Origin of the sequence: Alicyclobacillus sendaiensis NBRC 100866, assembly GCF_001552675.1 — a bacterium.
Lineage (GTDB): Bacteria > Bacillota > Bacilli > Alicyclobacillales > Alicyclobacillaceae > Alicyclobacillus > Alicyclobacillus sendaiensis.
Map to the genome: position 1 here is coordinate 1 of NZ_BCRQ01000080.1, position 10,538 is coordinate 10,538.

At 61.9% G+C, this 10,538-nt stretch carries 10 protein-coding genes; all 10 read right to left on the reverse strand.

Annotated elements, in window-relative coordinates:
• Positions 1–79: 79 nt before the first annotated feature.
• Complete coding sequence (locus AS26_RS12455; protein ID WP_245629763.1) at positions 80–421, reverse strand: hypothetical protein; 342 nt, start codon at positions 419–421, stop codon at positions 80–82.
• A gap of 82 nt (positions 422–503) precedes the next feature.
• Positions 504–665 carry a hypothetical protein gene (locus AS26_RS14760; protein ID WP_245629764.1) on the reverse strand — a complete coding sequence of 54 codons (162 nt, stop codon included), beginning with the start codon at positions 663–665 and terminating at the stop codon, positions 504–506.
• Positions 666–711: 46 nt separating this feature from the next.
• The gene (locus tag AS26_RS12460) at positions 712–1,500 is read right to left on the reverse strand and encodes a GNAT family N-acetyltransferase (RefSeq protein WP_062310086.1); all 789 of its coding nucleotides are present in this window, start codon (positions 1,498–1,500) and stop codon (positions 712–714) included.
• A gap of 217 nt (positions 1,501–1,717) precedes the next feature.
• Positions 1,718–4,180 (reverse strand): DNA gyrase subunit A, encoded by a 2,463-nt coding sequence (gene gyrA, locus AS26_RS12465; RefSeq protein WP_062310089.1) that lies wholly within the window; start codon positions 4,178–4,180, stop codon positions 1,718–1,720.
• Between the two features lie 52 nt (positions 4,181–4,232).
• The gene (gene gyrB / locus AS26_RS12470) at positions 4,233–6,146 is read right to left on the reverse strand and encodes a DNA topoisomerase (ATP-hydrolyzing) subunit B (RefSeq protein ID WP_062310091.1); all 1,914 of its coding nucleotides are present in this window, start codon (positions 6,144–6,146) and stop codon (positions 4,233–4,235) included.
• 78 nt (positions 6,147–6,224) lie between these two features.
• On the reverse strand, positions 6,225–7,340 hold the full coding sequence (gene recF, locus AS26_RS12475) for a DNA replication/repair protein RecF (protein WP_062310096.1): 1,116 nt from the start codon (positions 7,338–7,340) through the stop codon (positions 6,225–6,227).
• Positions 7,321–7,551 (reverse strand): S4 domain-containing protein YaaA, encoded by a 231-nt coding sequence (gene yaaA, locus AS26_RS12480; protein WP_062310100.1) that lies wholly within the window; start codon positions 7,549–7,551, stop codon positions 7,321–7,323. Before yaaA ends, recF begins: the two co-directional genes overlap by 20 nt.
• Positions 7,551–8,675, reverse strand: a complete 1,125-nt coding sequence (gene dnaN / locus AS26_RS12485; RefSeq protein ID WP_062310102.1) for a DNA polymerase III subunit beta — start codon at positions 8,673–8,675, stop codon at positions 7,551–7,553. Before dnaN ends, yaaA begins: the two co-directional genes overlap by 1 nt.
• 229 nt (positions 8,676–8,904) lie before the next feature.
• A complete protein-coding gene (dnaA, locus tag AS26_RS12490) occupies positions 8,905–10,269 on the reverse strand; it encodes a chromosomal replication initiator protein DnaA (RefSeq protein WP_062310105.1) in 1,365 nt (454 codons plus the stop codon).
• A gap of 84 nt (positions 10,270–10,353) precedes the next feature.
• Positions 10,354–10,538, reverse strand: a 185-nt coding sequence (locus AS26_RS14565; protein WP_217997437.1) for a hypothetical protein, incomplete at its 5' end; no start/stop codon positions are given.

Genomic DNA, 10,538 nt, shown 5'->3' on the forward strand with positions numbered 1-10,538 from the left:
CCGGTGAAAAAATGCGAGCTAAAAACAGGAAAGGAGGAAACCCATCTCCCTCCGCTCAGGGCACATGAGGTTCCCTCACTCAAGTGTCTCCTCCTTCGTCCCCCTGTTCGGGGAATCGCCCGTACTTGGCAAGCCACGCCCTCAGGTGCGACGCATCGCGCCCATCGCGCTCCATCTCCTTGACCTTCTGTTCAAAAAACGTGAACGTGATGTGCCAAAGGCGCTCGGCCATCGACTCTATCAGTTCGTCCACGCTCATCTTGCCGATGTTCTCTGTAGATGTGAGCGATTCCACCCAATCGAAGAACCGCTGCGTTTCCTGGCGGATCTTCGGATCTTCGAGAAATTTCAAAAATTCGGGTGGATATTGTCTTCGGAATTCCGGATCCCGGAGCACATCTTCCAACGTCTGATGCTTCACTGCACTTCCCCCCTTCCTCACCATGAGCCACCGCCTTCGCCATCACGCGAATCGTGTGGAAGAAGCTCTCCCAGCCTCACCATCACGCCCCCCGCCACCATGCGGACGATGCGGTTTCCCCCGCCGTGATCATCGCCGCAGCGGCCGCGTGTTCGGCGCAGAAGCCGAGAGAGCACACCGTGTCGATACACACGCCCACGTCCCCGCCGACGGTGAATTCGTTTTCCCGGCGATCACGACCCATCCTTCGCCCCGCCGAACCTGGGCGAAAACCCGAGAAAACCGGCAGCTTATCTGAAAAACTGGGTCCAACCGCTCGTCACGGCGAAACCAAGGCGGCGATAGATGCCACCGGCATTGGGATTGTCGTAGTACAGACAGAGCGTCTTTCCGCGCTCGTCGAAGACATCGCACAGCTTCGCCACACACCGCGTGGCATAGCCGAGCCCGCGATAGAGCGGACGTGTGCAGACGCCGACGACCATCGCGGTCCACGTGTTCTCCGCCACCACGCTCGCGGAAGCCGCCATCTCCCCGCGCTCGCCCGGAACATAGACGCAAAGCGTATCCCCGGACTCAAACGATTGGCGAAGCGACAACTCCGTCGTGTTGCTGTTCGCAAACTCAGCGATGCTTTTTCGCAATTGCCACAGTTGCGGGACGTGATCGACCGTGGCCTGATAGACGCCCTCCGTGTTGACGTAAGGCCTCGGCGCGTGCGGTGGCCGCTGTGCAAAGGCGAACTCGCGCACCTGACGCGGCTGGAATCCGCCCAGGTCCTGAAGCAAGCTCATCGACACCGAATCGCCCTGGATCATCGTCCACGCCGTGTTCACCTGCAACATGCGGACCACGTCTTTCACGCCCTCGGGGCTCTCGGTCGAAAAGATGTAGCTCCCGTAGAATCGCAGGAGGACGGCGGTCACCCGCCCGTCTGAGAGGTGGCCGTATACCTCCTGAAAAGGCGCGTCGTAGCCGTACCGCTCGATGTCACCTGTGAGAAACGTGTGAAGCGCCGGTCGCTTGGACAAGTAGGCGACGACGCGATCGTGATCGGACGCTGTCAGCCTGCGGAACATGCGGTCACTCTCCTCGTCTCGACCAGCGCCTCACGGCCTTACTTCTCTTTGACGATCGCGTTCACCACGATAAAGCAAAGTCCCACAAACGTCGCGAAGGCGAGAAACATCGCGCTCGTATGGATGAGAAAGTCCCAAAACGCGTTCTGCACCGACATCGCCTCCTCACTCGCATCGTAACAGACGGGCGCACCTCGGGAAAAGCGCGCCCATGCGATCACGCCTCCGAATCGTCGTCCTCGTCCTTGACCACGCGGCTGACGGAGGCCACCTCGACGCCTTCGTCGACGTTGATGAGCCGCACGCCCTGCGTGTTTCGGCTCAGCGTGGAGACGTCGCGCACGTGGATGCGGATGGCGACGCCGGCCTGCGTCACAATCATGACGTCGTCGTCTTCCGTCACCATGCACATCTCGATGGCATGCCCGTTCTTCGCGGTGCAGTTGAGGGTCTTGATGCCCTTGCCACCTCGCGACTGGGCGCGGTACTCGCTCACCGGCGTGCGCTTGCCGTAGCCACGGGAGGTGACGACGAGCACGTCGTGATCGTCCTCCGCCACGTCCATCGCAATCACCTCGTCGCCCTCGCTGAGCGAGATGCCCTTCACCCCCGTTGCGGCGCGGCCCATCGGGCGCACGTCCGTCTCCGGGAAGCGAATGGCGAGGCCGTTGCGCGTGACCATCATGATCTCCTTCGTGCCGTCCGTCAGCTTCACGCCGACGAGATCGTCGTCATCCCGCAGGTTGATGGCGATGAGGCCGTTCTTGCGCACGTTCGAATACTCCGCGAGCGGCGTCTTCTTCACGATGCCCTGGCGGGTGGCGAAGAACAGGTACGTATCGCCGATCTCGGCCGGATCGAGCGACTTCACCGGGATCATCGCCGTCACCTTCTCGCCCTGCTCGATGTTCAGCAGGTTCACAATCGGCGTGCCGCGCGCCTGGCGGCTGAATTCCGGCACATCGTACGCCTTGATGGCGTACATGCGGCCCCGATTCGTGAAGAAGAGCAGATAGTCGTGCGTCGAGGTGACGTGAAGTCCGGTCACGAAGTCCTCCTCGTGCGCGTTGATCAGCGTCATGCCTCGACCGCCGCGGCGCTGACTGTGGTAGGTCGACAGCGGCACCCGCTTGATGTAGCCGCGGTGGGTGATGGCGATCACGACGTCGTGCACGGGGATGAGATCCTCCTCGCTGATGTCCCCCTCCGCGTTCACGATGCGCGTGCGCCGCTCGTCGCCGAACCGCTCCTTGATCTCGAGGATCTCCTGCCGAATGACCCCGTCCAACAGCTTGGGATCAGCGAGGATGGCCTTGAGCTCGGCGATGCGCTGAATGAGCTCCTGATACTCGGCCTCAATCTTCTCCCGCTCCAGGCCCGTGAGCCGCTGCAGGCGCATGTCGAGGATGGCCTGCGCCTGCTCCTCCGACAGTCCGAACGTGGAGATGAGCCCCTGGCGCGCCTCATCGACGGTCCGCGAGCTGCGGATGAGCGCGATGACCTCGTCCAGGTGATCGAGCGCGATTCGCAGGCCCTCGAGGATATGGGCGCGCGCCTCGGCCTTGGCGAGATCGTACTGCGTCCTGCGGCGCACCACGTCGCGCTGGTGATTCAGGTAGTGTTCGAGCGTCTCGCGCAGTGTGAGCACCTTCGGCTCGCCGTTCACGAGCGCCAGGTTGATGACGCCAAAGCTCGTCTGCAGCGCCGTGTGCTTGAACAGGTTGTTCAAGACGACCTGCGGGCGCACGTCGCGGCGCAGCTCGATCACGACCCGCATGCCGCGGCGATCGCTCTCGTCGCGCAGGTCCGTGATGCCGTCGATCTTCTTCTCGCGGGCGAGCTCCGCGATTTTCTCCACGATACGGGCCTTGTTCTGCTGATATGGGATCTCGGTCACCACGATGCGCGTCTTGCCTCCCGAGAGCTCCTCGAAGTGCGTGACCGCGCGCACGGTGATGGAACCGCGCCCCGTCTCGTACGCCTTGCGAATGCCGTCGCGGCCCAAAATGACGCCGCCTGTGGGGAAGTCCGGACCCTTGATGACCGTCATCAGGTCGTCGAGCGTCGCGTCCGGATGGTCGATCAGCATGACGACGCCGTCGATCACCTCGCGCAGGTTGTGCGGCGGGATGTTCGTCGCCATGCCGACGGCGATCCCGCTCGATCCGTTGACGAGAAGGTTCGGGAAGCGGGACGGAAGGACGACGGGCTCCTCTTCCTGCTCGTCGTAGTTGGGGATGAAGTCGACCGTCTCCTTGTTGATGTCCCGCAACAGTTCGAGCGCGATGGCGGACATGCGCGACTCGGTGTACCTCATGGCCGCCGCCGCATCGCCGTCGATGGACCCGAAGTTCCCGTGCCCGTCGATGAGCGGATACCGCGTCGAAAAATCCTGCGCCAGCCGCACCAAGGCCTCGTACACCGCCGAGTCGCCGTGCGGGTGGAACTTACCCAGCACGTCGCCGACGATGCGCGACGACTTTTTGTACGGCTTGTCCGGCGTCATGCCCGCCTCGTACATCGCGTACAAAATCCGCCGATGCACCGGCTTCAACCCGTCGCGCACGTCCGGAATGGCCCGGGCGACGATGACGCTCATCGCGTAATCCAGAAAGGAATTGCGCAGCTCCTGGCTGATGTCCACCGGCAAGATGCCGCGAGAGCTGCTCTCGTCTGCCATGCATGCCACCTCTCATTTGGTTCCACCCGGGCCCATCGCCCGCGTGCAAGTGTCAGACGTCCAAGTTGCGCACGAACCGCGCGTGTTCCGCGATGAAGTCCCGCCGCGGCTCCACCTTGTCCCCCATGAGGATGCTGAAGATCATGTCCGCGTCCATCGCGTCCTCCATGGTGACGCGAAGCAGCGTGCGCGACTCGGGATCCATCGTCGTCTCCCACAGCTGATCTGCGTTCATCTCACCGAGCCCTTTATACCGCTGTAGCCGCACGCCGTCGCGCCCCATCTCCTGCAGGATCTGCTCCAGCTGCGCATCGGAATAGGCGTAGCGGACCACCTTGCCCTTCTCGATCTTGTACAGCGGCGGCTGGGCGATGTAGATATAGCCCGCGTCGATGAGCGGCCGCATGAACCGGTAGAAGAGCGTGAGCAACAGGATGCGGATGTGGCTCCCGTCGTGATCGGCATCGGTCATGATGACAATCTTGTGGTAGCGGGCCTTCGAGATGTCGAAGTCGTCTCCGATGCCCGTGCCGCACGCCGTGATGATGGCGCGGATCTCCTCGTTCGCAAGGACCTTGTCCAGTCGCGCCTTTTCCACGTTGATGATCTTCCCGCGCAGCGGCAGAATCGCCTGCGTCTGCGGATCTCGCCCCATCTTGGCCGATCCGCCCGCGGAATCGCCCTCCACCAAGAACAACTCCGACCGCTCGGGATCTTTCGAACTGCAGTCCGTCAGCTTGCCGGGCAGGCTCGTCACGTCCATCTTCTTGCTTCGCGTCAGCTCCCGCGCCCGCCTCGCCGCTTCGCGCGCCCGCGCCGCAAGAATGCACTTATCGACGATCTTGCGAGCGATGGCCGGGTTCTCCTCGAGGAATATCTGCATCCGCTCGGCGAAGAGCGTCTCGACGATGCCGCGCACCTCGCTGTTGCCGAGCTTCGTCTTCGTCTGGCCCTCGAACTGGGGCTCGGGAACCTTGACGCTGACCACGGCCGTCAGCCCTTCGCGGACATCGTCCCCGGTCATGCTGTTGTCGTTCGACTTCAAAAAGCCGTGTCGCCTCGCGTAGTCGTTGATGACGCGCGTCAACGCGCTCTTGAAGCCCGCCTCGTGCGTGCCGCCCTCTACCGTGTTGATGTTGTTCGCGAACGAGTACACCGTCGCCGTGTAGCCGTCGTTGTACTGGAGGGCGATCTCGACCGCCACGTCATCCTTGACCGCGGAGACGTAGATGGGATCGTCAAACAGCACGTTCTTCGACTGATTCAGCCAGCGGACGAACTCGGCGACGCCGCCGTCGTACTTGAACACGGCGCGCTTGCCGCCCTCCCGCTCATCTTCGAACACAATCTCGAGCCCCGCGTTGAGAAAGGCGAGTTCGCGCAGGCGGTTCATGAGGGTCTCTGCCGAAAACACCGTCGTCTCTGTGAAGATCTCGGGATCCGGCTTGAACGAGACCTTTGTTCCGGTCTTGTCCGTCGTGCCTATCACTTTCAGGTCGTAAAGCGGCGTGCCGCGCTCGTACTCCTGGACATAAATGTGTCCGTCGCGATGCACTTCGACGCGCATCCACTCCGACAGTGCGTTGACGACCGAGGCGCCCACGCCGTGCAGGCCGCCGGAAACCTTGTACCCCTTGCCGCCGAACTTGCCGCCGGCGTGCAGGGTGGTCAAGACGGTCTCGACCGCGGGCCTGCCCGTCTTCGGATGAATGCCCACGGGAAACCCGGCCCCGTTGTCTACGACCGTCACGCTGTTGTCCGGGTGAACCTGCACCACGATGCGCGTGCATCGCCCGGCGAGCGCTTCATCCACCGCGTTATCGACGATCTCCCACACAAGGTGGTGCAGCCCCTTCGCGCTCGTCGAGCCGATATACATCCCAGGCCGCTTGCGCACGGCCTGAAGCCCTTCCAAGACCTCAATTTGCGACTCATCGTACACCTGTTCCGGTATTCGATCCGCCAAAGAAGTTCCCTCCGCCTCCGAACACAACAAAAAGCGGCTCGGCGTCCATCCTTCCAGGATCGCCGAGTTTTCCGCACTTCAGACGCGTTCTTCGGCTATTATACCAGAACAAACTCGGAACAGCCGGAAATCGTCGAGCTCCTGGCCGAGTCGATTGAGGCTCGTGGTGGTGATGACCGTCTGCACCTTGCGGCTCATGCCGAGCACGAGGTTGCGCTGCCGGAGGTCGTCCAGTTCAGACAGGACGTCGTCGAGAAGCAGCACCGGATACTCGCCCAGTTCTTCGTGCATGAAGTCGATCTCGGCCAGCCGAAGCGACAGGGCGATGGTCCGCTGTTGTCCCTGGCTCGCCGCGGTGTGCACCTCGCGACCATCGAGGAAGAGCAGGATGTCGTCGCGGTGAGGGCCGGCGCTCGTGGTGCCAAAGCGGAGATCCTGCGCGCGGTTCCGCTCGAGCGCGCGCTGCACGGCGCCTTCGATTTGCTCGACCGTCATGCCCTCCTCGACGCCCAAGACCGAGCTTCGGTACGACAGCGCAAACTGTTCCCGCCCGCTCGCAATGTCGCTGTAGATGCGCGCGGCGTAGGCGCGCAACCGCGCGAGAAATCGAAGACGCCGGTGGATCACGTGCGCCCCGTGAAAGGCGATCTGCTCGTCAAACGTGGCGAGCACGCCGTCGTCCGGCGACAGCCCGGACGACTTGAGCCAGCGGTTTCGCTGCAGAAGCGCACGATTGTACAGGCTCAGGTGGTGGAGATACAGGGGCTCCATCTGCCCCAGTTCCGTGTCGAGAAACCTGCGCCGAACGCGGGGACTGCCCTTGACGAGATCGAGATCTTCTGGCGCAAAGAGCACCACCTGCACCTGGCCGACAAACTCCGTCATCCGGCCCACCTGAACGCCGTTTGCGAACGCCCTGCGCCCCTCCGGACCGAGTTCCAACGTCAGGCGACGGTCTCCGTACCGCGTCGAGGCCTCCAACAGGATCCGCGCGCGGTCCTTCTCCCAGCGGATGAGATCGCGATCCCGATGAGCCCTGTGCGACTTGCCCACGGCGATGAGCAGCATGGCCTCCAGCGCGTTCGTCTTCCCCTGGCCGTTCTCGCCAACCAGCACGTTCACCCCTGGGGAGAGCTCGAGGGCGGCAGCCGCGTAATTGCGAAAGTCATGCAGTTCAACGCGGCGGATGTCCATCCGGTACGCTCACCACGCGGTAGACCGCGCCTGCCACCTCGATCTCGTCGCCGCCCCGAAGTTTCCTGCCCCGCCGCGTCTCCACGGCCCCGTTGACGCGCACCCGTCCTTCGGCCAAATACGACTTCGCCTCGCCGCCCGAGGCCACCATCTGCAGCTTTTTCAACAGTTGCCCCAATGTGATGTGATCTCCGCGAATGTGAACGTCCATCACGACCTCCAGAGAATGGGAGAGATGAGCTGCAGCATGGACGGATCGCCACTGCGCTCGATGACGAAGGCCTGATTGGCCCCGTTGAACCGTATCGAGATCTCGCTGGCGTCGAGCGCGCGCACGGCTTCAATCACGTACCGGCCGTTGAAGGCAATCTGCAGGTCTTCCCCTTCCTTGCGCAGAGCCCCGAGGGTCTCCGAGACGTTGCCCACCTCGGGCGAATGCGAGGTGACCGTGAGCGTATCGCCCGTCACCTCAAGGCGCACCATGTGGTTGTCCTTGTCGCGGGCGATGAGCGCGGCGCGATCGATGGCGTGCAAGAAGGCGTCGCCATCGAGCACCACGTGCGTGCGCGCCGAGCGCGGAACAAGCCGCGAGGTGTCCGGATAAGTGCCCTCCAAGAGGCGCGTGTAAAACCGCGTCGGCCCGATGATGAAGAGCCCATGGCTCGGCGTGAGCACCATCTCCACCGGCGTCTCGTCCTCAGGCAGGATTTTGGACAGCTCGGACAAGGACTTGGCTGGGATCACCACCTGGCGCTCGGGCAGATCCGCCTGGGGCACCTGGTGCTGCGCGAGCCGCAGTCCGTCGGTGGCGACGAACGTGAGATGCGTGGGACTCGACGTGATGGACACGCCGGTCAAGACCGGGCGAACTTCGGACGTGGCCGCCGCGAAGACGGTGGACTCGATAAGCCGCCCCAACGTGTTGGCAGGAATCTGCATGCCCTCGTAGCCCATGAAGTTCGGCAGCTCGGGGAATTCTTCGGCGTCGATTCCGTGTAGATGGAATTCCACGCTTTGCGCCGAGATCTCCGTCATATAGTTGGCGTCCACGCGCATATGAATCTCCGTGTCGGGGAGCTTGCGCACGATATCGCCAAAGTATCGAGCGGGCAGGACAATTGCACCTGTCTGCTGCACGGAAAGCCCTGTGTCCTCGCTCACGGGCACCCGGGTTTGGATGGCCAGCTCGAGATCATAGGCAGTCGCGACGATCTCGTCCTCGTGAACTTCGATGAGAATGCCCATCAGCACTTGCTTCGGGGTCCTAACCGCGACGGCCTTGGAGACGATCTGCAGGGCGTTTGCGAGCGCCTGCTTTTTCAATGAGAATTCCATGCGTCGACTCCCTTCCCTGTGCAAAGCGCGGCGTCCAAAGTCAGCGCGGTTGTGTCATCAGGATCAGCAGGAGAAGGAGAGTAGATCCTGATCGTCGTCATGATCATGATCAGTGCGGTGGATATGTGGACAACTTCATGATCTCGCCGCAGCGTTCATGCACAGCCTGTTGATAACATTGTGGATAAGTCCGCGAATTCGCGTTGTCCACCTGTGGACAACCTGTGGTTTAGGTGAGGGTTCTGATGGCCTGGCTCAGCCGCTCGATGGTGGCGCGCAGATCGTCGTCCCTCATCATTTCCTCGTGCACGCGCTCGCAGGCGTGCATGACGGTGGTGTGATCTCGCCCGCCGAAGGCTTCCCCGATGCGCGGCAGCGAAAGATCCGTCAGCTCGCGCGTCAGGTACATCGCGATTTGGCGCGGGAACGCGATGTTCCGCGTCCGTTTCTTGCCCTTGAGGTCGTCGACCTTGAGGCCGTAGTGATCGGCCACGACCTTTTGGACGTGATTGACCGTCACCGCCCGGGAGCGGTTGGGATGAATGAGGTCTTTCAAGGCCTCTTCGGCGAGGGCCACGCTCAGATCTTCCTTCGCGAGCGAGGAATACGCAATGACTCGGGTGAGCGCGCCCTCGAGTTCACGGATGTTCGTGTCAATCTGGTTGGCGATGAAGGCGAGCACGTCGACGGGCACGTCCAACCCGTCCGCCTTCGCTTTGCGCTGCAGAATGGCGATGCGCGTCTCGAGGTCGGGCGGTTGGATGTCGGTGATGAGGCCCCACTCGAAACGCGAGCGAAGCCGATCCTCGAGCGTCGGGATCTCCCGCGGCGGGCGGTCGCTCGAGATGACGATTTGCTTCCCGACCTCGTGAAGACTGTTGAAGGTATGGAAGAACTCCTCCTGGGTCTGTTCCTTGTTCGCGATGAACTGAATGTCGTCAATCAAAAGGACGTCGACCGTGCGGTATCGCGCTCGGAACGAGTCTGGATTTTTGTCGCGGATGGCCGCGATGAACTCGTTCGTGAATCGCTCGGACGATATGTAACTGACTTTGAAATCCGGATAATGCTGTCGCACGTAGTGCCCAATGGCGTGCATGAGGTGCGTCTTGCCGAGGCCTACACCGCCGTAAATGAACAATGGATTGTAGGCGTTGGCTGGACGCTCCGCAACGGCGAGGCAAGCCGCATGCGCAAATCGGTTGCCGGCGCCTATCACGAACGACTCAAAGGTGTAGCGGGGGTTGAGATTCGTCTCCGCGTCTTCTTCGGCTGTCACCGGTTCGGGCGCACGTCGAACGATGACGGCGGGGGGCTGTGCGTCGTCCTCTGTGATAAATCGCACCCGATATTCCCGCTCCATCAGGGTCATCATCAGCGTCTCGACGAGGGAAGTGTAGTGTTCGGACAGCCAATTGCGTACGAATGTGGAGGGCGCGGAGACGTAGACCGTTTGTTCCGACTCATCGATTCGGACAATGTGGGTGTCCTCGAACCAGGTGCTGTACGTCGGGCCGGAGACCTTATCCTGAACCATCTGGAGGACCTGGTTCCACAGCGCGTCGTAGGTCGGATCGACTTTGGTACTCATCACGAAAGGTTCCCCCTAGTGTTGAAAGGACTTGTCCACAGCACGCGGGAGTAGAACGAACGATAGGAAGTCCGAGTTTCGTCGGTATCACCTGTGGATTTGTGCATGGTCATCATCCACAGGTGCAGAAGCTGTGGGTAACGTTGTCCACAGGTTGTGGATAAGGTTGTGGATGAAAGTGTTCCACAGGCTCGATTGTGGATAACGGATAGGGCAGATCATAGCAGGATCCTGAGCGTCGAGCAATGTCGAAAAACGTCTTTGTCCGTGTC

Bases quoted from the DNA above. Each gene is read 5' to 3' on its own strand.
- AS26_RS14760 (WP_245629764.1), bottom strand. From the start codon at position 665: ATGGGTCGTGATCGCCGGGAAAACGAATTCACCGTCGGCGGGGACGTG.
- gyrA (WP_062310089.1), bottom strand. From the start codon at position 4,180: ATGGCAGACGAGAGCAGCTCTCGCGGCATCTTGCCGGTGGACATCAGC.
- dnaN (WP_062310102.1), bottom strand. From the start codon at position 8,675: ATGGAATTCTCATTGAAAAAGCAGGCGCTCGCAAACGCCCTGCAGATC.
- AS26_RS12460 (WP_062310086.1), bottom strand. From the start codon at position 1,500: ATGTTCCGCAGGCTGACAGCGTCCGATCACGATCGCGTCGTCGCCTAC.
- recF (WP_062310096.1), bottom strand. From the start codon at position 7,340: ATGGACATCCGCCGCGTTGAACTGCATGACTTTCGCAATTACGCGGCT.
- yaaA (WP_062310100.1), bottom strand. From the start codon at position 7,551: ATGGACGTTCACATTCGCGGAGATCACATCACATTGGGGCAACTGTTG.